Below are 26,146 nucleotides of genomic sequence, written 5' to 3'. Positions count from 1 at the left end.
CTAACTGTTAAGTTCTACTATGTAAGTTCTATTATGTCGAGCGCTATGACTTTTACATACTATTGGCTAACGCGAGTTTGATAGTCACCTGTGCGAGTATCAACACGTACGATTTCTTCTTGTTGTACAAATAATGGCACACGGACGACAGCACCTGTCTCTAACTTGGCAGGTTTGCCGCCACCACCTGAAGTATCACCACGCACACCAGGATCTGTTTCAGTGATTTGCAACTCAACAAAGTTAGGCGGTGTTACTGAAAGAGGAGTACCGTTGAATAAAGTGATGGTACATAGTGCATTGCTGTTTTCTTTTAGCCACTTTATTGAATCGCCCATCGCTGTTTTGTCCGCTTGAATCTGCTCAAAACTTTCAGGGTGCATGAAATGCCAAAACTCACCATCGTTATATAGATAGTTCATTTCAGTGTCCATGACATCAGCAGCTTCTAAGCTATCGCCTGACTTAAAGGTTTGTTCCAATACTTTACCACTACGAAGGTTGCGCAATTTAACACGGTTAAAGGCTTGACCTTTACCTGGTTTGACAAACTCGTTTTCAAGAATGGCACAAGGGTTGCCATCGAGCATGACTTTTAGACCAGCTTTAAATTCATTAGTAGAAAAACTTGCCACAAGAAACTCCTAGGGGTTATAAATAGGGTGGTAGATAAGGGAATGAATAGCTTGCTGCGTTAAAATCGCTTATTACGCTAAGTGTTTAAAGGATAGGTCGTATGCTTTGATAGGCTACGCACTAAGCGCGTATAATAGCGACTTTTGGGCACAGGTATTAGGTTGTCATGATAAACCATTTAATCACACAAAAAAACTGGCAAACGCAATTATCCGAGGCCATTACCTCTATCGATGAGCTGTTAAGCATCCTAAGGCTAGAATCATTGCGTGCAGAGGTTTATGTACCTAAGCATTTTGAGCTGCGCGTACCACGTGGATTTGTGGCAAAAATGAGTATCGGCGATAGCAATGATCCTTTACTGAGACAAGTATTGCCTGATCAACGCGAGCAAATCAAGGTAACGGGCTATGTGGCAGATCCCTTGAGCGAGAATACGCAAAACCCAGTCAAGGGTATGCTGCATAAGTACCAATCCAGAGTATTATTGACCGTGACAGGTGCTTGTGCCATTCATTGTCGTTACTGTTTCCGTCAGCATTTTGACTATAGTGCCAATATGCCGACGGCTGATGCCAAAGAAAATATCATTGATTACATTACCGCACACCCTGAGATCAATGAGGTGATTTTGAGTGGCGGTGATCCACTGAATGTGACAAATAGACGCCTGTTTGCTTGGCTAGATACACTAGAGTCACTTCCGCAATTGACCACTATTCGTCTGCATACGCGCTTGCCGCTGGTCATCCCATCGCGTTTGGATGATGCGTTATTGACCAGACTGTCTCAAAGTCGCTGTCATATTGTGATGGTCATCCACTGTAATCATGCCAATGAAATCGATGCCTTAACAGCAGAGCATCTGCAACGTGCTCGAGCGGCTGGCATCACTTTATTGAATCAAGCGGTGCTATTAAAAGGCATCAATGATAGCGTTGCTGTTCAAACACAATTAAGTCAGCGTTTATTTTCTGCTGGTGTGTTGCCTTATTATTTGCACGTACTGGATAAAGTGGCTGGAGCCGCACATTTCGATAATGATGAACGCTTTGCAATTGAGCTGTATTGGTCATTGTTGGCAGTACTCCCTGGTTACTTGGTACCCAAGCTGGTGAGAGAGCTACCAAATAAACCTTTCAAAGTACCGATTGATATTTACAATGATCGTTAATATAGGCACTATGGTATATTGAAAAATTAGTGAACAAAGCGTGGTTTTTAGAAGATAGGCGTGCGGTTAGATGATGCTATAGAAATTAATCGTTACTAAAAATGGGTGCTGTCGATTTTGATGGTTGCTGCTGATTTGTATCTTTTATCTTGTGTTGTTGCATACGGCATGGTTGAATATTTGCCTCCTGCCAAGTTACTCAAGGTTACTAGGAATACTGATGATAACTTTATCGACGTTTCAAGAGCACCTATCTTCTACAGAGGCATTGCCACTAGTTTCTAAGCGATCCGCTAATGGTCAAGAAGGTTATTTGCTAAAGTTGTTGGCAGTGTTACCTTCGCAAACGCAAGCACAGCAAGCTGAACAATTGGCAAAAATACTTACGGTACTACGCGTGGCCAATATAGATGAGTCGCAACGTCTTACCCTTATGGCGACGGTGATAGACGCCTCAGATCAGTTAATTGCCACTTTGCGACAGTCTTATATTTATGAGACAGGTGCGCTTAGCGACATTCAAATGGGTTATGTGGCTCAAATAAAGTCGCTATACTATTCAATGATTATGGTCTATGACAGAGTGATACGTCATAAAACTTCATTGCTCAATAATCAGCGAAAATACGCTGCAAGTAATGGCTGGCAGCGCTATTTTAATGGTGATAAGTCCTCATCAACGACACTCGCCATTGCTATTTACCAGACGCTGCTGATGTACCAGAAGCTATTGGGTGAAGAAGCACTGTGCTATCAAAAACCCTCATCTTACTTATGGCACAAAATCAATCAGCTGTATTATCTTGCTTATCAGTACCATGCGGCTGAGATTAATATGATTGTTACGGCAGGCACCCAGCGTGCCAAGACGGTTCATCAGCTGTATTGCCAAATTTGTTTATACAGTCTATTAAATGTACGTGCCATGCGTCGTCCCAATATTCTGCTCGTCCAACGTTTGTTACCTGAATGGGCTAAGCATATCGTTGCGACGATTGAGCCAACCACCGAGACCCGCGTGTTCGTTGATTTACAAAGTGACAATCCGCCAACTTACCTGACGGCCAGCTCTACAATCAACCCATACGACGATCGCTATCACTGTTTATTTATAGAAATTGCCCCGCTGGTTGAGTATCTTAAACGACGCAAACAGGCTTTAGTTAAGGAAGGGGGTGACGGCGTTGAAAGTCACTTGCTTAATAAAATAGCGATGACGCTTAATTACCGCTATTTACAGCCGCCGCTTACCCTAGCGACTAAACATAGTGCGAAAGAAGACGCTGTTTTGATTACGGGTTTTAATAATATCCATTATCGGGTGAGCCATTCGCATAGCTTTGCCAGTTTAATCGCTATAAAAGAGTTACCAGATGAGCAGCGTCCTCGTTATGATACCGTGAATAAAAAACAAGACAGCAGCCACGTATTAGCCAGTGAAACCTTTGATCGTAATGATGATTTGTCACTATTTCGCACCCTGCGACTATCATCAACAGTAGATACTTTAAATAAAGACCGCTTTCATAAAGACCGCTTTCATAAAGATGGCTTTCATAAAAACAGTGTTCATAAAAACAGTGTTCATAAAGAAAGTGTTCATAAAGAAAGTGTTCATAAAGAAAGTGTTCATAAAGACAGTCTTAACATAGTGGGTGATGAGAATGCATCTGCGACGACTGCACCGCCAGCATTACATATGATGAGCCTTTTTTTAGTCTGTCGATCTGATACAATCACGCCGCCTGATTGGTCGATGGGCGTGGCGCGCTGGCTTGATTTTGATAGCAAAAACCCAGAGATCGAGTGGCAAGTACTCGGACATCAGCTAGTGGCTTGTGGCTTGCGTTTAGAAGGTAGAGAAACGCGTAGTCGCCATTTTGTGCCAGCATTTATCCTTGGTAGAGATGAGCGACTACAAACCACTGGTACTTTGATTGTACCGACTTCTTACTTTCAGACCGATGATAGAGTCATTATGCGTATTAATAGCAAACAAACCCCTTTACGTTTGGGGCAGAGGTTGCTGATTACGGATGAATTCAGCCAGTATGAGGTGGTGCAGCTATAGTTTGTTTGAGCGTCTATGGAAAAGTTGTCAAATAGTAATGTCAATAAATGCTGGCTTAAAGGTTACTTTATTGAATTTTTTATTCGATAATAGCAGTGAATAAATGTACTGAATAATGATGATAAGTTAGTCTGCAATCAGTCAAGTTATTGTCTATAATGATTGATACAGTTATGTTCGTTTATACGATGTTTTTGCTTCGCCAAGATGTCGCCTTGATTCGAAAGACGATGCCAATCTACTAAAAACCGCTAAGCCTATCCCTGATAGTATTTTCCTTGCTGGGTTAATGCTTGGAAAAGGTGTAGGGTATCAAACATAAAAATAAGATCACAAGATCCAAAAGGCTTCTTATGCGTACTCAGTCCATCTTAAACCTCTTAGTCATTGATGACGATCAGCTCTACGCTGAGCGCCTTGTGCACTTACTAGGTTGCTATTATGACACCATCAATTTAGGGTTTTTGGACGATAAAGAGGAGCTGTTAAAGTCACTTCGACAACCGTGGGATGTCTTGGTGTTTGGCAATGCTTATGATATGAGTTTCACCGATGTGGTGGGCGTCGTTCAAGAGCAAAGTATTGATTTGCCTATGATCTGCCTATTCAATGAAGAGATGGCAGCGTCCGCCAATAACGATGAGGGGCTACCTGATATTATTAGCGGCACGATGGTCAAATCGCTCAAAGTAGACCAAGAGATGGCAGTAGTGATGTCTATCTGTCTACAGCATGATAATTTACGCAGTCGCCGTGAGCTTAGAACGTTGCGCCATGTTCTCTCTGAAGCAGAGCAACGCGCCAACGTATTGATTAAAAACTCTAAAAGTGCGGTCGCTTATATTGATCAGGGCATCCATATTTTTGCCAATGACCCTTATCTTCAGCTTTTTGGTTTTGAGTCGATTAATGATGCCATAGGCGTGCCTGTTGTTGACCTGATTGCAGGCGGTGATAACGTTAAGGGTTTCAAACAGTTTTTACGTCAATTTGATAAAGGCAGCCGCCAAGAAGTCGAGTTCAATTTTGAAAGTAAGCGGATGGATGGCAGTACTTTTGAGGCAAAGCTACAATTGGCAGCCGCGACCTTAGATGGCGAGCCAGTGACGCAGGTTATTATCCAACAAAACCATAATAATAGTGCGGAAGTCGCCAAGCGTTTGGCAGCCGCTGAATGCAAAGACAGCCTGACAGGAATCAACAACCGCCGCGGCTTTGAAGAACAAATGGCAATCGTGTACCAGCAAGCACGTCAAGGTATAATGACGGCTGGGCTTTTGTATATTCAGCTCGATAATGTCGGTAAAATAAGAAGCAGTTTAGGTTTGCAAGGGGTAGATGCGACCGTCAAGCAAGTCGCCTATGCATTAGATGAGCTGATATCAGACGGGCATGTGAGTCGTTTTAGTGATACCGCCTTTACCATACTGGTCGAGGACAAGAGCACCACAGAGCTTGAAACACTGGCTAAGCATATTGGTTCACGTATCAGTGATATGCTCATTGAAGTAGACAAGCGTACGACCAGTACGACTGTCAGTATTGGGATTGTCAAAATCGAAACCAATACAGCAGAGCCAAGTATCGTGCTTGAACGAGCAATGGATGCCATCAATCAGATTATGATAGAGACCTCTAATCATGGCGGCACCTATCATTTATATGATCCAAGCGAGCATGCCAATAGTGATGATCATGCGCTTGCCGAATCTTTAGTTGATGCCATTGCCAATAGCCGTTTTGAGTTATCTTTCCAGCCAATATATGATATTAACAATGACCGAAGCGACTTTTTTGAAGTATATCTGCGGTTGCCATTGGCGGATGCGGACAATACGATATTGACGCCTGATCAATTTATGGCAGTCGCCAAGACGCATAAATTGCTCGAAAAAATAGATCGTTGGGTGCTCATCAATGCCTGTAAAAAGGTCAATGAGGTACGTAAAACACATCCTGAAGCCAGATTGCTAGTGCAATTGACTAGTGCCTCATTGATAGACAAAAAACTGCCTAGTGTTGCCAGTCAGCTTATAAAAGCGGTGGGCGGTGCAGCTGGTGTGCTCACCTTGCAGTTCAACGAAAAAGACGTCTCAGACCATCTTACAGTGGCAAAAACACAGTTTGCCGCCCTTAGTCAAGTCAGCTGTCAGATGGGCATCAATAACTTCGGTTCTTCTGCCAAATCCATAGAGATTGTCAGTTTTGTGCAGCCAGATATGGTGCGTTTAGCACGCAGCTATGTGGATGGCATTGACTCAGCAGACAATTTAGAAACTGTCAAATCACTTATTATGCGTACTAATGAAGTCAATGTGGACGTATTGATGCCTTATATTGAAGATGCGGCGACCATGTCCGTTGCTTGGAGCGTGGGCGCGCGCTATTTACAAGGCTATTATTTAGAAGAACCCAGCAGTACGATAAAGGTTGCGACCTAAAGTCATTGAGAGTGCGTTTGATATGTAACTATCAACAGTGCCTATTTATGGAATATTCTACACGGCTTAATAGTCCATAAATTCTTTATCGTCATACATTACAAAAGCCTTACTCAAACTGTCCTATAAGCGTTGTTTATTGGCTCGATATGCCCCAATAAATAACGTTATGTTTTTAAAAGCAGCTGTTTAGATGTGAAGAGGGTTCCACTTTGCATGTGTTTGACCCTACCTTATTATCTATATTGTTCACCTATAGCTGACATTCCTTAACCAAAGATTGCCGAAAATGCCCATCATTAATAAATATCAAATAAGCAGTATATTTGCTGCTGTTTTATTGCTCAGCGCTTGCGGAGAAAGTACGCAACCGGATCATCGTGCTGCTGTGACATTGCCGCTCTATACGGAAGGTGATGCTGATAACGGCGCGATCATTTACCAAGACGCTTGTGGTCAATGTCATCAGCTGAATGCGGGGCTCAACAAAAAAGGTCCGCAGCTGATGAATATATACGGTGCGCCCGCCGCTGAGCTGGAAGATTACACCTATAGTGACGGGCTAAAAACATCAGGTTGGGTATGGGATGCGCAAACGCTCGACCCTTATATTGCGGATGCAGAAAAAGCCATGCTAGACTCAAAAATGCTATCAAACCCGATGCCCGATGCGCAAGAACGCGCAGATGTCATCGCTTATCTGTCAACGCTTCGTGCCGCCGCGCCGATAACTGAAGATGACTCAAAGCAATAGACAATCTATGGCGTGTCCTCAAGCTAAACGAAAGCGACTAAATGGGCTAAAGATGGTTGAATTTTGCCAAACCACGTCAAACAGTTGGTTAATATCTTAATATTATCAGTGCTATTTTCCTTGTTTGGCTGCCATTTATCTCATTTTTATCACCATTTTTAAAATAAGAACACGCCCTAGAAACACTAATCCCATAAGAAATGAGCCAATAATTGACTATGACCCACGCAGCCATCGATAGAGCCATTACAACACCACATCAATCAGCAGCAGAGGTGATTCATAAGTCGACCTTTAGCGCTGCCGACTGTCGTCACAATCAGCAAAAAATTGCCCAACTTATGGCGCAGTTAAATCATATTGTGTTAGATAAGCCGCAAGTGGTTAAGCTTGCGCTGAGTGGTATTTTGGCAGGTGGACATCTGTTACTGCAAGATCTGCCGGGTATGGGCAAGACGACGTTGGCGCAAGGCTTGGCGCAATTATTAGGCTTGAGCTTTAGCCGTGTACAGTTCACCAATGATATGCTGCCAGCAGACATCTTAGGCATGAGCATTTATGATCAAAAGAAACAGCAATTTGAGTTTCGAGCAGGTCCTATTTTTACTCAGCTGCTACTCGCTGATGAGATTAATCGCTCTAGCCCTAAGACGCAAAGCGCGTTACTAGAAGCGATGGAAGAACGGCAAGTCACCCAAGATGGGCAAACCTATCCTTTGCCGCAGCCATTTTTTGTCATTGCAACCCAAAATCCTTTGCAGCAAGCAGGTGTCTATCCGCTTCCTGAATCGCAGCTAGATAGATTCTTACTATGCTTGTCGCTTGGTTATCCGTCGCCTACCGCAGAGCGCGAGCTATTAAAAGGTCAGGATCGCCGCGAGCTACTAAAAAATTTAGATGCGCTGCTTGATACCGAGGCGGTCTTATTAGCACAGCAAGGTGTTAAACACGTTTATGTTGCGGATGTGGTCTTGGATTATCTGCAGCGATTGGTCGCAAAGACACGAGCAAGCTCCGAGTATCATGGCTTATCACCGCGTGGAGTATTGTCGCTACAGCGTGCCGCGCAGGCTTATGCGTACGTATCGGGGCATATGGAGGTGACACCTGAGGATATCCAAGCGGTGTTTGCCGCGGTCACAGATCATCGCCTCGGTCAGCGTTTTGTCCCAGCGCATGTGACTGGTGGGCAGGCGACGCAGACCATCGCGCAACGTATATTGGCAGAAGTGGCTGTTGTCATTTAAATGATGGTTATTTCAATAGTTGTTATTACAATCACTGTTATCTGAGCACTTATTTTTCAGCTGTTTGTTGTTTCATGGCGTATTTATTTTTAAAGCTATCACCAATTATGAATGAGAGTATCAATTTTATGGTAAGGATAGGGTAGTCATGCGCTTTTTGCCAAAAGCCTTAACCGTACCAGCCACTTCCGCATTAAGCCGTTGGTTTGCCTCGCGTGCGCCCAAAAGTGATAGTGCCACCCTCAATTTGCGTAACGTTTATATCTTTTATAGCCGTGAAGGGACGCTATATGCGGTGTTATTAATTATTACCTTTATTGCTGGCATTAACTATGGCAATAACTTGGTATTAGGTTTATGTTTTTATTTGGTCAGCGTTTGGCTTATCAGCTTTCATGTAACCTTTGCGCACATTTCAGGTCTGCAAGTACGTTTGCTTGAAGTGACTATGGCAGAAGCGGGCGCGCCTGTTTGGGTGACTTTGCAGTTGCGCAGTGAGAGCCGTCAACCGAGACGACAGTTGTTATTTAGCTTTGAGCAGGCTGATGACAAAGCTAATAGCAAGAAAGATAAAAAAGCCAATAAAAAAATCAAACATAGCGCTGATAATAAACAGTCGATACTGGTGACGCGACTGCAAGGCGAGCAAGTGATTCGCTTGCCAGTACCGACGCAGAATCGTGGGCAGTTTGAATTACCACGCTTAAAAATAAAAACGGTTTATCCTTTGGGCATTATGCGGGCGTGGTCCTATGTTTATTTTGCCCGTACTGCTTGGGTCTATCCAAAACCTGAAGTGTTTGATTGGCAGACGCAATATGCCGTTGCCAGTCAGGAGGATTTGCCAACAGGTGGGCAATATCGGCAAGGTCAAGATGATTTTGAGCGGCTAGATAACTACGTTGAAGGCGAGTCGCTTGCACGGGTGTCGTGGGGACATGTAGCACGTGGTCAAGGCATGTTGACCAAGCACTTTGCTGATCCAGTCGGTCATGAGCAAACGTTGGATTATGCGGCTATGCCAGCAGCACATCATGAGCAAAAACTCGCACAACTGGCGTATGGGGCGATGAAATTAGGTGAGCTGGGCGTGACATTTCATATGCGCTTACCCAATGATACCCATTCTACTGCACCAATGGGTGAAGGCGACAGTTTTGCACAAGCGTGCTTGCTAAGGTTGGCGAAAGCACAATGACTAATAGGACCAACTCAAAAAAACTCCCTACAAATGATGCTGAAAACACATTTATAGGTTTTCCTGAAACAAGTCCCACGAGCTTTGAGCAGCTGGCACTGGGTCAAAACGTCACTGATCGTGCTCTACAGGATAGCGCTGCAAAATGGACTCGTAAGCTATTCGCCTTACCTGCTTATTATTGGGTACTAATTGCTCAAATTACCGTTATTTTACCTCATGCGGCGCATCTGCCGTTTTGGTTGATAGGTTTTGCGGTGGTCAGCATCGCCGCCCAGCTACCGTCTATAAAAGCTAAGTTTAAAAAAACAGCGCATTTAAAACGTGTCTATCAAGGCATGCAAATGCTCGGCTTTTTATTGGGGCTGGCAGGTCTATGGCTGACTTACAATACAGCGTTTGGACTGGATATGGGCGTGGCGTTTTTAGTGCTATGTCTCATTAGCAAATTGTGGGAGATGTATAAACGGCGTGATGCTTATGTGGTCCTAAATTTATCACTATTTGTCCTTGCCGCGCTGTTTTTGATGGATCAAGGTCTTGTTACGACTTTAGAAGTGATTGTTGGTGCAGTTGTCATTTTATTGGCATTTATTGCGCTTAATGATGACGGCAACACTCGCGGTGATGGTCGCTTGCGTACTTTGGGTGTGCTGGGTATCGGGGCATTACCGTTATTAGTCTTGCTATTTTTGTTCTTCCCGCGCTTGCCACCACTATGGTCAGTACAGCTATCAGGTCAGCAAGCAACCACTGGCGTGTCCGACAGTATGTCACCCGGTGATTTTGCCAATTTAGGACAATCGACTGAGCTGGCGTTTCGGGTAGAGTTTGCAGAGAATCGCCCGCCGCAACAGCAGTTATATTGGCGTGGTTTGGTGTTTAGCGACTTTGACGGTATTACATGGCGTCCTAGCCCTCAGCAACGACAATGGCGACCTGCACCGCAAATGCCATCTTGGATTGAGAATGCCTTTGCAACTGTTCCCGACTCAGTAAAAGTTGCGCCTACCAGCTATGAAATTATCCTAGAGCCGACGCAGCAAAACTGGCTATTTGGACTTGATTATCCTTTTGCCCAGCGCCAAGATGTCAGTATTACTTCAAACTTTACCTTATTAAAAGATCAGCCCGTCACTCAGCAGTTACGCTATGAAGTATTGCAATTTGCACCGATGCGTATTGACCCTGTTCTTTCGGATGAGTTGCGACGTATAAATCTTACACTACCAGCTGACGGAAATCCGCAAGCACGCGCACTGGCACAGCAGTTATTTGCGCAATCAGACTCAGACCCAGTGCGCTATATGGCGGCTATTGAACGCTGGATTAATCAAACAGAATTTCGTTATACGTTATCACCGCCACGGCTGAATAATAACCGTATTGACGAGTTTTTATTTGAGACCAAAGCGGGGTTTTGTGAGCATTATTCTTCCAGTTTTACCTTTATGCTGCGCGCCGCTGGCATACCCGCGCGCGTCGTCGCTGGCTATCAAGGTGGTGAGCTGAGTCGCGGTGGTAATGTGTGGGAGGTGCGGCAAAAGGATGCGCACGCTTGGACGGAGGTTTGGCTTGAGGGTCAAGGCTGGGTACGTGTCGATCCGACTGCCTTTGTTGCGCCTGAGCGTGTCGAGCAAGGAATGGATGCGCTGACGCAGGCACAAGGAGCGGCAATGTTCGGCGATGGCGCTAGCGCACAAATCAGCTATCAGCAATATCAAATGCTACAAACCTTACGCCGTCTGTCCGACCAAGCCAGCTACTATTGGCAAAAAGACGTCGTCGGTTACGATCAGGACAAACAAGCTGACTCGCTGCTTAAATGGTTTAATATCCGTTCAATCATGCAACAAATTATTTGGTTGGCAGTTAGTGCTATTACCGTCATGGTTATTTTGGTCTTTGTCATTTGGCAACGCCGCCGCAAGCGCTGGCATCCAGCAGACCAGCCGCTTGCACAGCTATCAAAACGTATTGGCAAAGCGGATAAATCACTTGCTCGTGATGAAAGTGAAGGTCAGCTGGCTTGGCTTGAGCGCTTGGCTAGGGCTGTTGATGACCGAACTAATGATATCGGTAGTTATGTAAATAGCGATGTAAATGTGTCACGTAGCGCTGATAGTAGTAAAGCTAGTAAGCTCACAGATAGCGGTCATTCAGATATTGTCCAAGCAAAAATCATGCAGATGAGGCAGGACTATCGTCAGCTCCGTTATGGGCGTCTAAGCACACTTGGAACCAATCATAGCGAATACCAAGCCGTACTCAAACAGCTAAAGAAAGATGCGAGTGAATTGTTTTAGTGGCTGTTTTGTGAAAGCGTTGCTTAGCACATGATAAAAAATTAAGGATAATAGAGGAGGCGGTTCTATGGCGATATATGTGGATTTTATGCAGATAGAATTTAAAGGCTATAAGTGGTGCCATATGCTGGCAGATACCCTGCAAGAGCTGCATGATTTTGCCGCACTGATTGAAGTGGATAAGCGTTTATTCCATCGAAACGCCAGCTATCCGCACTATGACGTCACGGTACAAATGCGAGAAACGGCGATTCAATATGGCGCTATTCCTGCTGGTCGAAAAAAGATTATCGAATGTGCAAAGAAGTTAAAAGTAGAGTTGCATGAGCAAATAGCACGGTCTGAGGATTACTAATACGTTAATCTTTTAAAGGCATAGAAAAGGTGGGTTATGCTTTTGCATCCCACCTTTTTATATCTTTAGGTTTTCACCCAACGCTTATACCCTCTCAAAAAATTAGAGTAGCAAGGAAAACGAGTGCAAGTACGACATCTAGTAGACTAGGCGAGCGGAACAAGCAAAACTGACGTCGTTAATCGTATTTTTTGGGTTTGGTATTACTTTGCAATAGCGGCTTTACTGACACCATCAAGGGCTTTTGCAATATTCGCCAATTGGGTATCACAACCTTTGATATTGTGACGACTCTTTAGGTATTCGGGATTGTTGTACGACAACCAAACTTTTTTATCAGCATCTTCACTGATGAGGATTTTTTGTGGTAAGTCGATAGCGACGCTTTGCTCGCAATTCATCAATGGCGTACCCGCTTTTGGATTACCAAACATAATCACTTGCGTCGGTCTTAATGTTAAATTGACACCTTGGGCGTTCTTTTGATGATCGACGCGTGCAAATACTTTCATACCTTTGCTTTCAATAATTGCCGCCAGTTTATCTGCAGTATCTTGCACGGAATGATTGCTTTGCAGCGTAACCAAGCCTTTTTCGGCATCGATAGCAGTCATCGTTGCTGGCATTGATGGTGCTTTGTCTGGCGTGTTTAAAATATTTTCAACACTGGCGCAAGAGGATACTGCCAATGCTAGGGCAGCGATAGAGAGAATCTTAAGCATGAAAAGTCCTTTTATTGTCATTGTTTATTCAGCACATGATGGCTGGCAAGATCGAATATTTAGTGTGAACCATAATATTCCTTGTGCTTAGTAGCATTGTGCGTAATAAACCGCGCATAGTAAAGCCTCGCATTGCAACACACCTTAAAAAATGCCTAAGCCAAAACGAATAGCTAAACCAAATGCTCTGCTAGATAATCGACGAGCAGTCTAATCTTTGGCGACAAATGACGGTTGTGCGGGTAGACAGCCCAGATACTTTCTTCAGGCTCTCGATAGTTATTCAGTAAGCTGACCAGCTCACCTGATGCTAAGTATTTTTGCACATAATAATCAGGCAGCTGCACGATACCCAGACCTTTTAACGCAGCATCGACTAGACTGTGACCGCTGTTATATTGGACACTGCCAGACACGCGCAGGTTTTTTTCTTTATCAGCGTTTTTTCCAGAATCTATTTTGCCATCTTCTATAAAGTGCCAATAGTCACGCGTGCCAAGTAAGCAGTTATGCTGACTCAGATCGCTCAAAGAATATGGTATGCCGTATTTTTCGAGATAAGCAGGCGCGGCACAGACGAAATTGGTACGACGGCTGAGCTTTTTTGCCATCATCGTCGAATCACTTAATTTGCCGATACGAATCGCCAAATCATAACCGCCATCAATGAGGTCGATTTTTTGATTGCTCAAAAATGCCGTCACTTCGATATCGCGATATTGCACCATGAAATCATTGATCAATGGCAATAATTGCTGCTCGCCATAAGTGACAGGAGCGGTCAGTTTAATCCTACCTTGAGGCTTTGATTGTAAATTGCTCACTGCTTGCTCAGCCGCATCCAAGCCATCGAGCACCCCGCGGCAATGCTGATAAAACACGCGACCTTCTTCAGTCAGTGATACCTTACGCGTCGTGCGATACAGCAGTTTAATATTCAGTCGCTTTTCTAAAGCGCTTATCTGCCGACTGACTTGCGCGGTAGAAATGCCCAATTCTTTTGCCGCGCGCGTAAAGCTTTCGTAATCTGCTACATAAACAAATTCGCTAATACCATCCCAGCGCATGATTATTACCACTGTGTAAAAGATATTTGCAAATATAGCACATTGTTATCGCTATAGAAAAAACTATAATAGCCAGTATAAAGCTTTACAGACTGCTACAACTGCCGCTTGCCTCCATTCAACAAGCAAGATAAGCTGAATAGAGGTCTGCGCTTAATAACCCATAAAATGAATTAAAAAGAGAGATAACGATGTCAGATAAATTTATTAAATCAAAAGCCGCCATTGCTTGGGGTCCAAATGAGCCACTATCTATCGAAGAAGTGGATGTCATGCTGCCCCGTAAAGGCGAAGTATTGGTAAAAATTGTTGCCAGTGGCGTCTGTCACACTGATGCATTTACGCTATCGGGTGAAGACCCAGAAGGCGTATTCCCAGCGATTTTGGGTCATGAAGGTGGCGGTATCGTTGAGCAAATCGGCGAAGGCGTCACCAGTGTGCAAGTCGGCGATCATGTCATTCCTTTATACACAGCAGAATGTGGCGTCTGTAAAATGTGTACCTCTGGTAAAACCAATCTTTGCTCAGCGGTACGCGAGACCCAAGGTAAAGGCTTAATGCCAGACGGCACTACGCGCTTTTATAAAGATGGTGAGCCAATTTATCATTATATGGGCTGCTCAACCTTCTCTGAATATACGGTGTTGCCTGAGATTTCTTTGGCGAAAGTGAACAAAGAAGCACCACTAGAAGAAGTCTGCTTATTGGGTTGCGGAGTCACGACTGGTATGGGTGCAGTGATGAATACGGCTAAGGTAGAAGAGGGTGCGACCGTTGCTATCTTTGGTCTAGGCGGCATTGGACTGTCAGCGGTCATCGGTGCGGCAATGGCAAAAGCCAGTCGTATCATTGCTATTGATATTAACGAGAGCAAATTTGAGCTGGCTAAAAAGCTTGGCGCAACCGACTGCATCAATCCTAAAGATTACGACAAACCGATTCAAGAAGTCATCGTTGAATTGACCGATGGCGGCGTTGATTATTCATTTGAGTGTATCGGTAACGTCGATGTCATGCGTTCAGCGCTTGAGTGCTGCCATAAAGGGTGGGGCGAGTCGGTCATCATCGGTGTCGCTGGTGCTGGACAAGAAATCTCTACTCGCCCATTCCAGTTAGTGACTGGTCGCGTCTGGCGCGGTTCAGCATTTGGCGGCGTAAAAGGTCGCAGTGAATTACCAGGTTATGTTGAGCGTTATTTGGCTGGTGAGATTCCACTACAAGACTTTATCACTCATACCATGCCATTAGAAGATATCAACGAAGCGTTTGATTTGATGCATAAAGGCGAGAGTATCCGTACGGTTATTCATTTTTAAAAATCATTATTAATAATAGTGATTATAGATTTAGCCTTATAAAATAGCAGTATGCTAAACCAAGAATGCCGTCCTTATATAGGGCGGCATTTTTTTGGTATTGGTAATTATTTTTTAGTGGAAAAAATTATCTGTTCGGCAAGCGTGGTTAGATCTGCTGCGACAAAGTCTGGCGCTAGAACGTTTGACGCTGATAATAAAGCATTGTGCGGTCGCGTGAGAAACGCCCCTTGGCAGCCAGCCGCTTGAGCGCCAATCGTATCCCAAAGATGACAAGCGACTAGGCATAAATCTGACAACTCAACAGACAATGCGTGAGCGACCATTTGATAAGTCTCAGGCGCAGGCTTGAATTTGCCGACAGTTTCAACACTAAAATGCTGTTCAAAGAAATGGCTGATGCCAGCTTTTTCAAGTGGGGTCGGGGAAGCGCTATTTGCTGAGTTGGTCAACGTTACCAGTCGAAACCCTGACTCACGCAGCTTGGTTAATGCTGGAACTACATCAGGGTGAGCAGGCATTTTGCTCATACGTTCTTTTAATTCGTCGACATCACTATCTATCAGCCTAACGTTATGAATATCAGCGGTCATCTGTAAGGCACTGACGCCAAGCTCGCCAAAAGGCGTATAAAGTCCTGATAACGTCACGGTTTGCGAATATAGCACCAATTGCGCAAACCATTCTCTTAGTAGTATTTTATTGCCAAATAGGCGAGCAAATAATGGCTCAAGAGTGGTAATGTCGAGTAGCGTCTCATTGACATCAAACACGATAATAGGAAGGGATTTATCGGAGGACATAAAGGATCCTTTTAGGAATAGCAAACGAAATCTAGCCAAAAAATCTCGTCAGGAAAACTAGGGCGTGTCTTAATTTTAAAAATGTTGATAAAAATAAGATAAATTGCCGTCAAACGAGGAAAATAGTGCAGATAATATCGGGATATTAACCAGCTGTTTGACGATGTTTGGCAAGATTTAGCCATTTTTAGTCCGTTTAGATGACTATCGAATGAACTGAAGATGCGCCCTAGTCTGGCATGTCAGCCAACTGCTGCAAGATAGTTTTGAAATTCTCAACGCCTTGTGCACCGCTAACCAGATGGCGCTTATTAAAAATTACCGCTGGGACGCTTTGAATGCCTTGTTGTTGCCAATGTTGCTCTTCTGCGCGCACCTCTTTAGCGAATCTTTGGTCTGCTAATACGGCTAGCGCCTCATCACGATCCAAGCCAGTCTCAGCGGCAATGTCAGCAAGCACGGCATTGTCAGAAATATTGCGACCATTGGTAAAGTGAGCGACGAATAACGCCTGCTTTAAGTCATGCATGCGACCTTTCTGATCTGCCCAGTGCAGCAATTGATGCAAGTTGAACGTGTTGTGCATACGCGTGTCATCGTTAAAGTTAAACGTAAAGCCAACCTCATTACCCGCTTCCATTAATCGAGCACGGCTAGCATCAGATTCTTGCTTGCTCGAACCATATTTCTCCATAATATGTTCACGCATATTTTGTCCGGCGCTTGGCATATTTGGATTAAGCTCAAACGGATGCCAGTGAATCTCGTGTTCGGTGTTGGTTTGCTTGAGGGCTTCTGCCAGCTGGCGGTAACCAATGACGCACCAAGGACAAACAACGTCTGAGACGATATCTATGCGTAGTGGCTGCTCTGAGAATAACTGCTTTGAATGTTCCATATCTATCTGCCTAATTCAGTATTTATTTTTTATATAAGCTGTCTGTGGTCGACCGCCTTATAAATCAATGCTAATTAACCAATGCTAAGAGAATGAGGGAACAATTACAATATCGTCTAAGTTACTGTTTAATGAGTCTCTGTCTAATAAGTATCTGCTTAAATAACTGTTTAAATGGCGGCTCAAATAACTGTTTAAATGGCGGCTCAAATAACTCAGCGATGCACTGAATTATCAGCAACTTAATAACAAAATAGGTGACTACTTAACCAATCTGTAACGGTCATCAAACGGGTTTTTGCTTAAAGTAGCGGTACTAAAAATCTTGGAGTCATAAATGAAAAACATCACTGAAGCCATGAACTGGCGTTACAGCACCAAAGAGTTTGATGCCAATAAAAAAATATCAGCAGCAGACTTTCAAAGTTTAAAGGATATCCTACGACTTAGCCCATCAAGCACTAATATTCAGCCTTGGCATTTTGTAATCGCTGATGATGAGGCTGGCAAGTCACGTATCGCAAAAGGTACACAAGGGATGTTTGATTTCAACACGGCAAAGGTGAAAGATGCCTCCCACGTCATTATTTTCTGTAGTCGTATCTATGCTGATGATAAATTTTTGCATGAAGTATTGGATAAAGAAGATGCTGATGGTCGCTTCGCAGAACCAAAATTCAAAGAGCAAATGCATCAAGTGCGCAAAATGTTTTTGGACATTCGTCGTTATGAGCAAAAAGACGAGCCACATTGGCTGGTCGAGCAAGTGTATCTGAATATGGGCGCATTATTGCTGGGTGCTGCTACTTTAGGCATTGATGCCGTACCGATGGAAGGTGCTGATCTAAAGGCACTCGATGAAGAATTTGAGCTACGTAGCAAAGGCTACACAGCCGTTGCCGTTATCTCACTTGGTTATCGTAGCGAAGACGATTTTAATGCTGATTTGCCAAAATCTCGATTGAGTGAAGCGAGCATAATTACTAAAGCGTAATGCCCGACTGGTATTTTTAACTGACTATATTGGACTCAAATAGCGTTATAAACGGCATATTTATAGCGCTATTTTTTATTGCTAATAAAATGAGTTTTTGAGTTTCATTTATAAAATTGATAGTGAATAAGCGAGATAAAATAGTGAGAAGTAAAGTTTTCATAGATTAAAAACTACACTGTAATAACTACAAAGTGAAAACAAATCGACATTTCTAATAAGTCATAATAAATCGATTGGCGCGACTTTTAAGAAGCGTTTAACCCTATTTTTTCTGATTATTTGCCAGCGAGAAGCCAGCATGTCTACCTTGAACTTAACCATTAATAAGCAAGATTATCAGCTCGACAATCTTGATCCACGCACGACATTACTCGATGTCTGTCGTCAGCACCTCAAAATTACGGGGCCTAAAAAAGGTTGTGACCATGGTCAATGTGGCGCTTGTACCATACTTATCAATGGGCGTAGGGTCAATGCCTGTTTGACCTTAGCAGTTATGCACGATGGTGATGAGATTACCACGATTGAAGGTATTGGCATGCCCGAATCATTATCGGAGCTACAACAAGCCTTTAAAGATAATGATGCGTTTCAATGTGGTTACTGTACCCCTGGGCAAATTTGTTCAGCAACAGCGCTGATCGATGAAATTAAACAAAACTGGCCCAGTCATGTCACTACAGATTTGCAAAATCCTGATGGATTGCTGGTGCAAGAAATCGCTGAGCGTATGAGTGGCAATATTTGCCGCTGTTCTGCTTATCCCAATATTATTAAGGCCATTTCACAAGTTTTAGAAAATGAAATGAATGATTCATCTAAAACTGACACAGCACAAAAATCAGAGGTGACGGGTATTTGGTCGCCACCACCTAGTGAAGCGCAATTAGGAAGCCAAACGACGAACCATAACACTATAAGTAATACGTCAGGAGGTCGCTCATGAAACGCTTTGAATATAGCCGTGCTACCGCGCCAGAGCAAGCAGCCCAATCTGCTAGTGTAAAAGACGCCTCATTTATCGCAGGGGGTACCAACCTTTTAGACTTAATGAAGTTAGAGATTGAGACGCCAATTAAGCTGGTGGATATCACTCGCTTAGCATTAGCTCAAATTGAGAAGACTACAGATGGTGGCCTACGCATCGGTACGCTAGTGACCAATAGTGATTTGGCCGCGCATCCTGAGGTCATTGCCCATTACCCAGTGCTATCACGGGCGATTTTGGCAGGTGCGACAGGACAGTTGCGCAATAGAGCGACGACGGGCGGTAATCTACTACAGCGTACTCGTTGTTATTATTTTTACCAGACGGATAGTGCTTGCAATAAGCGCAAGCCAGGTTCTGGTTGCCCAGCTATCAATGGTGAAAATCGTACCTTGGCAATTTTAGGTACTAGCGAGTCCTGTATTGCCCAGCATCCATCTGATATGGCCGTCGCGATGCGCTCATTAGATGCCACTGTTGAGACGTTAAAAACGGATGGTTCAACGCGTAAAATCGCGATTAAAGACTTTTATTGTTTGCCAAAAAATACACCACATATCGAAAACGTTTTAGAGTCTGGTGAGCTTATCACTCATGTGGTGTTGCCAGCGCCCATCAAAGGCGTGCACACTTATGACAAAGTGCGTGATCGCGCGTCCTATGCTTTTGCCTTAGTGTCTTGTGCAGCGATCATAGACGTGACTGATAATGGGCGTTTGGACACAGTGCGCCTAGCATTCGGTGGTATTGGTACTGAACCATGGCGTAACGAATCCGTTGAGGCGTTGTTAATGGGTACTGATGGCAACGAAAATATCATTAAACAAGCAGCGGACTTATTATTAAAAGAGGCTAAAGGTAGTGGTCAAAATGATTTCAAAATACCACTGACTCGTCGTCTACTCAAACAAGTTATTCAACGCGCATTAGCGGGCAAGGGAGCATAATCATGTCATTATTGGACTCAGTATTTCCGTCAGAACCGACCAAAACAATGATGATGAATGAGTCTGTTGAGTCGCTTTTTGATAAAACAGCGAGCAAATTGGTGGGTAAGCCCATTAACCGTGTTGAAGGGTCACTAAAGGTCAGCGGTCAAGCACCTTATACGGCAGAGATTCATTTAGACAATCAAGCCTATGGTGTTTTGGTGAGCGCAACGATTGCCAAAGGACGGGTCAAGAAAATCGATAGCCGCTCTTTGGATGGTATTCCTGACATTATTAAAGTGGTGACCGATCCTGAGCACTTTTTACGCAATGCACAACAGGGTGGTGCAACCAAATCACCTAAGCAAGGCGTTAGCGAAATTTTTTATCATGGTCAGCCTATTGCAGTCGTCATCGCTGAGACGTTTGAGGCGGCGACAGAAGGCGCAAAAGCACTCAGAGTGACTTATGAGGATGAGACTGAGCAGGCGGCATTGAACTTTACGACAGAGCTGCCAAATGCTCATGATGTTAATGAAAAAAAAGGTTCGGATAAAAATTCAGAAAAGGGTAATCCAGAACAAAGTCTTGCTGATGCTGCGGTAACCCTTGACCGCTTTTATCATACGCCAAGTCAAAACAGCGCAGCGATGGAGCCACATGCAACGCTTGCACATTGGGAGGGCGATAAGCTGATTATGTACTCCTCTAATCAAATGCTGTCCTCGTGCAAAAAGCAAATCGTCGATGCATTGGATTTGGATGCAAATAATGTGCAATTAATCGCTCGTTATGTCGGTGGCGGTTTTGGTAGCAAGCTTGGGATTTCTCCAGAATCGATAGCCGCCGCACTCGCCGCAAAAGAGTTGGGTCGTCCCGTGTTAATCACTATGACACGTCCGCAAGTAATGGAGGCAACGATTAGACGCTCAAACACGCGTCAACGCATCGCAATTGGCTGTAGCAAAGACGGTATTATTGACACCATGATTCATGAGACGGTCTCTAGTAATTTGCCAGGAGAAGCCTTTTTTGAGCCAGCAGCGCTCTCTACGCACTATTTGTATCGCGGTGACAATCGCCGAGTCAATTATCAGCAAGTAGACATGAACCAAGTATTGTCAGGCTCGATGCGTGCCCCCGGCGAAGCAGTCGGACAGATTGCCCTTGAGTGTGCGATGGATGAATTGGCAGAGCAACTCAACATAGACCCTGTCGAACTGCGCCGTCGCAATGAGCCTGAGCAAGATCCTAGTAAAGGCATCCCGTTTTCAACGCGTAAGCTTATCGCTTGTATCGATCAAGCGGCTGAACAGTTTGGCTGGAATCAACGCAATGCTAAGCCTGCCAGTCACTTAGAAGGTGATTGGTGGATGGGTATGGGTATGGCAGCGGCAGCTCGCGGCAACAGCTTAGCGCCATCAGAAGCACGGGCGACCCTGCAAATAGATAACTCAAAAGCACTGGGCGTGAAGGCGGTAATCGAGACAGACATGACCGATATCGGTACAGGTTCTTATACCGTATTTACTCAGGTTGCTGCAGATTTATTAGGGCTACCAATAGATCATATTGAAATGAAGCTTGGTGATACCAGCTTGCCACCTGCGGTTGGTTCAGGGGGGAGCATGGGCGCTGCTAGCTCAGGCAGTAGCATTTATCTTGCTTGTCAGCAGCTACGTGAGATGATCGCAGGAAAAGTCGGTCTGTACCCTGACACCATTCAGCTGTATAACGGTCAAATTAAGCAGATAGGTGAGCATGATGCTAATTTTGTAGAAACAGTGGTAGAAACCGTTATAGAAGCAGGAAAAGAAAAAGTAGCAGGTTTGGGCGATAATATCGTAGATAAAGTGGCTGATCTAAAAGATAAATTAGCTGAAATCTCACTAACTGAATCGAAAGAATATGACTTTAGTAATTTCCAGACTCATTCATTAGCCGATATCGTCGCTCAATATGATGACCAAAAACTCAGTGCCAAAGGTCAAATTGCACCGGGTAAAAATGCAAAAAGTCATCGCCAAGCGTCATTTGGTGCTAATTTTGCCGAGGTCGCTGTACACCGAGTGACTGGTGAAATACGCGTTAAACGTATGACTGGTGCCTTTGCAGCAGGGCGTATCCTCAATCACAAAACCGCGACCTCGCAGTGCTACGGCGGTATGGTATTTGGTATTGGTTCTGCGTTGATGGAGCAGGTGATTCACGATAAGCATGACGGTCGGCTATGTAATCATAATCTTGCAGAATACCATGTCCCAGTCAATGCGGATGTTCCTCAGCTTGATGTTATCTTGGTAGAAGAGGACGATCCGTATACCAATCCAATGCACATAAAAGGTATAGGTGAAACGGCGATTGCCGGTGCTGCCGCTGCTATTGCTAATGCCGTGTACAACGCCGTGGGTGTACGAGTTTATGACTTTCCTATTACCCTCGACAAATTACTTTATGAACTACCAGAGTAGGTTTTTAGTCAAGTAAATGGACAATATAAACCCGCTAATTGTAGTCGTTAGCGGGTTTTATAAACTGGTTTTATTAGTGGACTAGGATAGATATAGACCGTATATAGACATCAATAATAGCTAGTATATAAGAGACATTATGAATCAAATTGCTGATATTCTTAAGCTGGCACGCGAGGCTCAGCAACAACAGGTTGACGCGGTATTAGCAACCGTCGTGCGTACCGAAGGGTCAGCCTATCGCCGCGCAGGCGCGATGATGCTCATCTGTGAAGATGGTCGTTCGGTTGGGATGATTAGCGGCGGCTGTTTGGAGCCACATATTATTAAACGTGCTTTTTGGCTCACGCGTCAAGGTGCAAACGTGCAAGTCTATCAAACAGGCGATGATATTGAGTATGCTGAAAATGGTAATGTGCCAGCAAGCGTATCAGAAGAGGGTTTTGACTTTGATAGAGGCAGTGATAATAAGGGCACAGACAATAACTACGATGAACAAGATATTGATTTGGACGAGTTAAATTTTGGATTAGGCTGTAATGGGCGCGTACACGTGTTGTTTGAAAGGCTGGCAACGGCAATGTCTTTGTTAAATGTCATCAGTCAGGTTCGTCAGTCTCAGCAGCCAGTAACGGTAGCAACTTTAATTCGCTCTACAATCCATTTTAATAACCAAAATAATCCAAACTCCGAACTTCAAATTGGTGTGCGTCTTAACCTAGATAATTATATCAAGTCAGGAAAACTCACCGTTATCGACGCTAATAATTCAGATAAAGTGATATCTAATGCTTCAAGCACAGTTATCCATGCAGTTGAAAGTTTATCCGAATATAAACTTCTCCATAAAAATGCTGAGTACGTCATTGTAAAAGATGACAATGACGATTTAACCACAGAATGGCTGATTCAGCGCCTACAACCACAGATATGTTTGCTGATTTGTGGCGCTGGTAATGATGTGATGCCGCTAGTTACGATGGCAAAGCTGCAAGATTGGCATGTGACAGTGGTAGACAGTCGAGCGCAATATGCCACGCAGCGGCGTTTTCCTCAGGCAGATAGAGTGATGGTACTGGCGTTAAATGATAGTGACACTTTACTAAAACTAAGTAAAAATGCTGCCGTTGCTTTGATGTCGCATAGTCTCAGCCAAGACCGTGCTCGCCTTGGCGTATTATTAGAGCATGCTAATCACTATAAATATCTTGGGCAACTAGGACCACGCTACCGTACCGAGCGCTTAATCGAAGAAATTAGTACAAGGTTTACAAATCCTGCCAGTTTAAACCTAGGTATCAAAAAACTGCATTATCCGATTGGTTATAAGCTGGGCGGAGATGGACCTGAAGCCTTAGCACTGGGTATCATGGCACAAGTCAATGCGGTCGTCCATAACCAGCTGCCGCCAGCAGAGAACTCAGACACTCATCTTTCAAATACTAACTTTACAACGCTATTTTCTACGCATATTGATTCTATAGAGATGACTGCTACAAGTGCTCGTGCATCGATAAGTTTATCATGAGCCGCGACGCATCTATTTTAGCATCTATGCAACTAAAGCCAATAAATCTATCAAAGCCACCAAACCATGCGGTCATTATTTTGGCCAGTGGACTGAGCCTGCGTTTAGGTCAAGCAAAACAGTTACTGTGTAAAGATGGCGAACCCTTAATTTGCTTCATGACCAAACTCGCACTTTCTACAAAACCACAAGTAATTATTATAGTCATTCCTGATAATCAACCATTAATAGCCAGTGCGATGAATGAATTGGCTTTTCAGTACTCTATGATTCAAATGGTCGTAAATCCCACGCCTGAAATAGGGATGGCGTATAGTTTGAATTTGGCTATTGAGGCGGTCACGCAGTTAACAAGCTCATTAATCGAGCGCGTCGTCATTATGGGTATTGATCAAGTTCTACTCGATGAGCAGCATTTGGCAAAACTGCTGGCAGATAAGCGGTCTGTAGTGGCAAGTGCTTATAGTAGCTGGCAGTATTCAAATAATATGAATTTAAATGAAACGTCTACTGCCACTGCATTGAAGCACAATATTATCGGACTACCTTTAACGATTGATTGTGATTTACTCAGAGAGTGGCAAGCATTGCTGGTAGGCGATAAAGGGCTGCGTTATTTAATTAGAGAATTGAAGCCCAGTCAGATAAGTACCGTTGTTAATAATCAACTGAGCTATGATATCGATACTCCTGAGCAACTTGCTCATGCTAAGCAAAAAGGCTGGCTGGATAAATAGTATTAACAGTGTCAATCCATAAGTGATAAAAATGATAAATGTGATAGAAACAGAACGTCTTTACCTTAGACAATGGCAAGCAAGTGACTTTGCTGTTTTTGCTGAAATAAATGCTGATCCTGAAGTAATGAAATATTTCCCCAAGTTATTAACGCCTAAAGTAAGTGACATCATCGCTAGTAAATGCCAGCAGCTTATTGCTAATCAAGGCTGGGGGCTTTGGGCCGTCAGTTTAAAAGATAGATCAAAAGAGCATGGGGCTTTTATCGGTTTTGTTGGCTTGAATGATACCCACGCAGATATGTCTTTTGCCCCGGCTGTCGAGATTGCATGGCGACTACATAAAGATTATTGGGGACAGGGCTATGCTACCGAGGCGGCGCGTGCGGCGCTGAATTTTGCTTTTACTGAGCTGTCGCTCGATGAGGTTGTGTCATTCACAGCGGTTATTAATGAACGCTCGCAATTGGTTATGGAGCGCCTTGGCATGATGAATACCCGAGCCAACTTCTACCATCCAGCCCTTGACCCTAACCATCGGCTGGCTGAGCATGTACTGTATAACATGACGCGGCAACAGTGGAACAATCAGTTAGCAGGCTTGTGACCACAAATCAATGCCCACACTCTAATATTAACAGGACTACTCGAAGATATTACTACCGTTATACAACATAAGGTAAGGTTTGCGATATAATTTATTTTCTATTAAATGTAAAATAAGGTCGTCTTATGAATCGTAGATTATGGTTAGTCATTGGCATCATTAGTATTCTTGGCGGTATCTTTGCATTTTTTAATCCTCTTAGCGCCACTTTGGCCGCTGAGCAGTTAGCAGGTTTTATCTTCCTTTTAGTGGGTGTTTTACAGTTTATTGCCTTGTTCCGAGCACATAGTACCACTGGAAAAGTGCTGGCTGCCATCGGCGGTGTACTTGGTGTATTGATTGGTATTGAGTTATTACAAGATCCGTTGCAAGGCATATTAACCTTGACCATGGTAATTGCTATTTTATTTATGGCAACAGGTATAGTCAGAGTTGTTGTTGCTTTCGGTCTCCGTAGGACAGTGGCTTTTGTCCCAATATTACTCTCAGGTCTGCTCTCGATTATATTGGCTATCATGATATTTACCAGTTATCCGCAGTCAGCGACGTATATTCTTGGCATACTGTTGGCCGTCGAGTTGATATCTAACGGCATATCATTAATTATGTATTCACGTATACAATCAATTGTGGTGCGCAATATATAAGTTTAGTTATATAGTCAGAGCATTTTTAAACCGCTACGGTGTTACCCGCTCTAGATGTACTCAGTGTACTATCTGCGGTCGGTCGCCTTGTAGCGATTCTAAAATTCCTTGACTATAGCAATAAACAAAAAAGACGCTATTTACAGCGTCTTTTTTTATTTCATAATTTGTTTGAATATCACATCTTAATAATGCGTAAAGCCTAAGTGCAATTTGTAGTACTTTATCCTTGTATACAAATCGTATTAAATCGG

22 protein-coding genes are annotated in these 26,146 nt (G+C 43.8%); 17 read left to right on the top strand and 5 right to left on the bottom strand.

Annotated features, from left to right (window positions below):
* Positions 1 to 59: 59 nt before the first annotated feature.
* Positions 60 to 635 (bottom strand): elongation factor P, encoded by a 576-nt coding sequence (efp, locus tag JMW64_RS10570; protein ID WP_087815712.1) that lies wholly within the window; start codon positions 633 to 635, stop codon positions 60 to 62.
* A 167-nt stretch (positions 636 to 802) separates the two neighbouring features.
* Between efp and epmB the strand changes: the two genes are divergently transcribed.
* From epmB to JMW64_RS10530, 8 genes are all read left to right on the top strand, one after another.
* Entirely contained in the window at positions 803 to 1,810 is a 1,008-nt protein-coding gene (gene epmB, locus JMW64_RS10565) for an EF-P beta-lysylation protein EpmB (RefSeq protein ID WP_201554624.1), read from the top strand.
* Positions 1,811 to 2,030: 220 nt separating this feature from the next.
* On the top strand, positions 2,031 to 3,881 hold the full coding sequence (locus tag JMW64_RS10560) for a hypothetical protein (protein WP_201554622.1): 1,851 nt from the start codon (positions 2,031 to 2,033) through the stop codon (positions 3,879 to 3,881).
* A gap of 353 nt (positions 3,882 to 4,234) precedes the next feature.
* Positions 4,235 to 6,322 (top strand): EAL domain-containing protein, encoded by a 2,088-nt coding sequence (locus tag JMW64_RS10555; protein WP_045444344.1) that lies wholly within the window; start codon positions 4,235 to 4,237, stop codon positions 6,320 to 6,322.
* Between the two features lie 289 nt (positions 6,323 to 6,611).
* A complete protein-coding gene (locus JMW64_RS10550; RefSeq protein WP_201554620.1) occupies positions 6,612 to 7,076 on the top strand; it encodes a c-type cytochrome in 465 nt (154 codons plus the stop codon).
* A 218-nt stretch (positions 7,077 to 7,294) separates the two neighbouring features.
* On the top strand, positions 7,295 to 8,323 hold the full coding sequence (locus JMW64_RS10545) for an AAA family ATPase (RefSeq protein WP_201555121.1): 1,029 nt from the start codon (positions 7,295 to 7,297) through the stop codon (positions 8,321 to 8,323).
* 148 nt (positions 8,324 to 8,471) lie between these two features.
* The gene (locus tag JMW64_RS10540; RefSeq protein WP_201554618.1) at positions 8,472 to 9,521 is read left to right on the top strand and encodes a DUF58 domain-containing protein; all 1,050 of its coding nucleotides are present in this window, start codon (positions 8,472 to 8,474) and stop codon (positions 9,519 to 9,521) included.
* Positions 9,518 to 11,827, top strand: a complete 2,310-nt coding sequence (locus tag JMW64_RS10535) for a transglutaminase family protein (protein ID WP_201554617.1) — start codon at positions 9,518 to 9,520, stop codon at positions 11,825 to 11,827. The genes JMW64_RS10540 and JMW64_RS10535 overlap by 4 nt, the downstream gene beginning before the upstream one ends.
* A gap of 67 nt (positions 11,828 to 11,894) precedes the next feature.
* Positions 11,895 to 12,182, top strand: coding sequence for a DUF4031 domain-containing protein (locus JMW64_RS10530; protein WP_193008622.1), 288 nt, complete (start codon positions 11,895 to 11,897; stop codon positions 12,180 to 12,182).
* A gap of 203 nt (positions 12,183 to 12,385) precedes the next feature.
* Here JMW64_RS10530 and JMW64_RS10525 read toward each other — a convergent pair whose 3' ends face one another.
* Positions 12,386 to 12,904, bottom strand: coding sequence for a DUF302 domain-containing protein (locus JMW64_RS10525; protein ID WP_201554616.1), 519 nt, complete (start codon positions 12,902 to 12,904; stop codon positions 12,386 to 12,388).
* A gap of 173 nt (positions 12,905 to 13,077) precedes the next feature.
* Positions 13,078 to 13,971 carry a LysR family transcriptional regulator gene (locus tag JMW64_RS10520; protein ID WP_201554615.1) on the bottom strand — a complete coding sequence of 298 codons (894 nt, stop codon included), beginning with the start codon at positions 13,969 to 13,971 and terminating at the stop codon, positions 13,078 to 13,080.
* A 191-nt stretch (positions 13,972 to 14,162) separates the two neighbouring features.
* Here JMW64_RS10520 and JMW64_RS10515 point away from each other — a divergent pair, with 191 nt between their 5' ends.
* Positions 14,163 to 15,287: an S-(hydroxymethyl)glutathione dehydrogenase/class III alcohol dehydrogenase gene (locus JMW64_RS10515; RefSeq protein ID WP_055124643.1), complete on the top strand. Its 1,125-nt coding sequence runs from the start codon at positions 14,163 to 14,165 to the stop codon at positions 15,285 to 15,287.
* A 107-nt stretch (positions 15,288 to 15,394) separates the two neighbouring features.
* On the opposite strand, the gene JMW64_RS10510 is transcribed toward JMW64_RS10515, so the two are convergent.
* Positions 15,395 to 16,090: a haloacid dehalogenase type II gene (locus JMW64_RS10510; protein ID WP_201554614.1), complete on the bottom strand. Its 696-nt coding sequence runs from the start codon at positions 16,088 to 16,090 to the stop codon at positions 15,395 to 15,397.
* Positions 16,091 to 16,319: 229 nt separating this feature from the next.
* Positions 16,320 to 16,988: a DsbA family oxidoreductase gene (locus JMW64_RS10505; protein ID WP_201554613.1), complete on the bottom strand. Its 669-nt coding sequence runs from the start codon at positions 16,986 to 16,988 to the stop codon at positions 16,320 to 16,322.
* Positions 16,989 to 17,325: 337 nt separating this feature from the next.
* Between JMW64_RS10505 and nfsB the strand changes: the two genes are divergently transcribed.
* From nfsB to JMW64_RS10465, 8 genes are all read left to right on the top strand, one after another.
* Complete coding sequence (nfsB, locus tag JMW64_RS10500) at positions 17,326 to 17,982, top strand: oxygen-insensitive NAD(P)H nitroreductase (protein WP_201554612.1); 657 nt, start codon at positions 17,326 to 17,328, stop codon at positions 17,980 to 17,982.
* A 301-nt stretch (positions 17,983 to 18,283) separates the two neighbouring features.
* Complete coding sequence (locus JMW64_RS10495) at positions 18,284 to 18,931, top strand: 2Fe-2S iron-sulfur cluster-binding protein (RefSeq protein WP_201554610.1); 648 nt, start codon at positions 18,284 to 18,286, stop codon at positions 18,929 to 18,931.
* Entirely contained in the window at positions 18,928 to 19,920 is a 993-nt protein-coding gene (locus JMW64_RS10490; RefSeq protein ID WP_201554609.1) for an FAD binding domain-containing protein, read from the top strand. Before JMW64_RS10495 ends, JMW64_RS10490 begins: the two co-directional genes overlap by 4 nt.
* Positions 19,921 to 19,922: 2 nt before the next feature.
* Positions 19,923 to 22,373: a xanthine dehydrogenase family protein molybdopterin-binding subunit gene (locus JMW64_RS10485; protein WP_201554608.1), complete on the top strand. Its 2,451-nt coding sequence runs from the start codon at positions 19,923 to 19,925 to the stop codon at positions 22,371 to 22,373.
* 139 nt (positions 22,374 to 22,512) lie between these two features.
* The gene (locus JMW64_RS10480; RefSeq protein WP_201554607.1) at positions 22,513 to 23,901 is read left to right on the top strand and encodes an XdhC family protein; all 1,389 of its coding nucleotides are present in this window, start codon (positions 22,513 to 22,515) and stop codon (positions 23,899 to 23,901) included.
* Positions 23,898 to 24,638, top strand: coding sequence for an NTP transferase domain-containing protein (locus JMW64_RS10475; RefSeq protein ID WP_201554606.1), 741 nt, complete (start codon positions 23,898 to 23,900; stop codon positions 24,636 to 24,638). The genes JMW64_RS10480 and JMW64_RS10475 overlap by 4 nt, the downstream gene beginning before the upstream one ends.
* Before the next feature lie 31 nt (positions 24,639 to 24,669).
* On the top strand, positions 24,670 to 25,245 hold the full coding sequence (locus JMW64_RS10470; protein WP_201554605.1) for a GNAT family N-acetyltransferase: 576 nt from the start codon (positions 24,670 to 24,672) through the stop codon (positions 25,243 to 25,245).
* Between the two features lie 125 nt (positions 25,246 to 25,370).
* Positions 25,371 to 25,892 (top strand): HdeD family acid-resistance protein, encoded by a 522-nt coding sequence (locus JMW64_RS10465; RefSeq protein WP_201554604.1) that lies wholly within the window; start codon positions 25,371 to 25,373, stop codon positions 25,890 to 25,892.
* The last annotated feature ends 254 nt before the right edge of the window (positions 25,893 to 26,146 follow it).

The organism is Psychrobacter immobilis, from assembly GCF_904846065.1.
Lineage (GTDB): Bacteria > Pseudomonadota > Gammaproteobacteria > Pseudomonadales > Moraxellaceae > Psychrobacter > Psychrobacter immobilis_H.
The sequence above is the reverse complement of the archived record's forward strand: the minus strand, read 5'-3'. Positions and strand labels throughout refer to the sequence as shown.

Bases quoted from the DNA above. Each gene is read 5' to 3' on its own strand.
- epmB (WP_201554624.1), top strand. From the start codon at position 803: ATGATAAACCATTTAATCACACAAAAAAACTGGCAAACGCAATTATCC.
- JMW64_RS10560 (WP_201554622.1), top strand. From the start codon at position 2,031: ATGATAACTTTATCGACGTTTCAAGAGCACCTATCTTCTACAGAGGCA.
- JMW64_RS10555 (WP_045444344.1), top strand. From the start codon at position 4,235: ATGCGTACTCAGTCCATCTTAAACCTCTTAGTCATTGATGACGATCAG.
- JMW64_RS10550 (WP_201554620.1), top strand. From the start codon at position 6,612: ATGCCCATCATTAATAAATATCAAATAAGCAGTATATTTGCTGCTGTT.
- JMW64_RS10545 (WP_201555121.1), top strand. From the start codon at position 7,295: ATGACCCACGCAGCCATCGATAGAGCCATTACAACACCACATCAATCA.
- JMW64_RS10540 (WP_201554618.1), top strand. From the start codon at position 8,472: ATGCGCTTTTTGCCAAAAGCCTTAACCGTACCAGCCACTTCCGCATTA.
- JMW64_RS10535 (WP_201554617.1), top strand. From the start codon at position 9,518: ATGACTAATAGGACCAACTCAAAAAAACTCCCTACAAATGATGCTGAA.
- JMW64_RS10530 (WP_193008622.1), top strand. From the start codon at position 11,895: ATGGCGATATATGTGGATTTTATGCAGATAGAATTTAAAGGCTATAAG.
- JMW64_RS10525 (WP_201554616.1), bottom strand. From the start codon at position 12,904: ATGCTTAAGATTCTCTCTATCGCTGCCCTAGCATTGGCAGTATCCTCT.
- JMW64_RS10520 (WP_201554615.1), bottom strand. From the start codon at position 13,971: ATGCGCTGGGATGGTATTAGCGAATTTGTTTATGTAGCAGATTACGAA.
- JMW64_RS10515 (WP_055124643.1), top strand. From the start codon at position 14,163: ATGTCAGATAAATTTATTAAATCAAAAGCCGCCATTGCTTGGGGTCCA.
- JMW64_RS10510 (WP_201554614.1), bottom strand. From the start codon at position 16,090: ATGTCCTCCGATAAATCCCTTCCTATTATCGTGTTTGATGTCAATGAG.
- JMW64_RS10505 (WP_201554613.1), bottom strand. From the start codon at position 16,988: ATGGAACATTCAAAGCAGTTATTCTCAGAGCAGCCACTACGCATAGAT.
- nfsB (WP_201554612.1), top strand. From the start codon at position 17,326: ATGAAAAACATCACTGAAGCCATGAACTGGCGTTACAGCACCAAAGAG.
- JMW64_RS10495 (WP_201554610.1), top strand. From the start codon at position 18,284: ATGTCTACCTTGAACTTAACCATTAATAAGCAAGATTATCAGCTCGAC.
- JMW64_RS10490 (WP_201554609.1), top strand. From the start codon at position 18,928: ATGAAACGCTTTGAATATAGCCGTGCTACCGCGCCAGAGCAAGCAGCC.
- JMW64_RS10485 (WP_201554608.1), top strand. From the start codon at position 19,923: ATGTCATTATTGGACTCAGTATTTCCGTCAGAACCGACCAAAACAATG.
- JMW64_RS10480 (WP_201554607.1), top strand. From the start codon at position 22,513: ATGAATCAAATTGCTGATATTCTTAAGCTGGCACGCGAGGCTCAGCAA.
- JMW64_RS10475 (WP_201554606.1), top strand. From the start codon at position 23,898: ATGAGCCGCGACGCATCTATTTTAGCATCTATGCAACTAAAGCCAATA.
- JMW64_RS10470 (WP_201554605.1), top strand. From the start codon at position 24,670: ATGATAAATGTGATAGAAACAGAACGTCTTTACCTTAGACAATGGCAA.
- JMW64_RS10465 (WP_201554604.1), top strand. From the start codon at position 25,371: ATGAATCGTAGATTATGGTTAGTCATTGGCATCATTAGTATTCTTGGC.